1 protein-coding gene is annotated in these 698 nt (G+C 50.0%); it reads right to left on the bottom strand.

Features of this window, described 5'->3' with window-relative positions; all coding sequences use genetic code 11:
• A partial coding sequence (locus ACWHAR_RS27430) for a methyl-accepting chemotaxis protein (RefSeq protein ID WP_452088478.1) occupies positions 1-698 on the bottom strand: 698 nt, incomplete at both ends.

Genomic DNA, 698 nt, shown 5'->3' with positions numbered 1-698 from the left:
ATTTTTGCAAGATGCTGCGCGCTTCCTGAAATCTCCTGCATTGTGGCGGAAATTTGTTCAACAGCAGCGGCTTGTCCGTCTGTATGCTGGTTAATCGACTCAATGGATTCCTCCAGCCCTTTCAGCAGGCTGTGGATTTTTTTCGTAATCTGGTCAATTTGGCCGACATTTTCTTTTGAATGCGTCGCTAGCTTTCTGATCTCATCTGCGACGACAGAGAATCCTTTTCCGGACTCCCCTGCTCTTGCCGCTTCGATCGCGGCGTTCAAGCCGAGCAGATTGCTTTGGTCCGAGATGCCTTTAACAGTTACTGAAATATCGGCGATTTCACCGGCGCTTTCGCTTACTTTTTTCGCCTGAGAGGAAATGCCCGACATTTGAGTTGAAAACCCGTTAATTGATTCAGAAATGTCGGAAATAGCCGCGGCTGTTTGTTCAACGACAGCTGATAAGCTTTCCGCGACATCATGCAGCTTTGACGACTCCTCAAGGCTCGTTCCAAGGCCGACGCCTCCAATGACTCTTCCATTCTCGTCGTGCAGCGGGATGGCACGCGCGATCAATGGGAAGCCGAACAATTCTTTCGGAACCATGCTCGTCTTCTTCTGATTGCTTCGGATGGCATCTGTGATGATATCCCCTTCCCGCAGCGGATCGCCGGCTTTTACGTTCAGCGAAAAGGTTTTGGCCGGTATATT

The organism is Bacillus sp. LR--39 (assembly GCF_053613335.1).
Note: the sequence above shows the minus strand (reverse complement) of the source record. Positions and strands in the feature narration are given on the sequence as shown.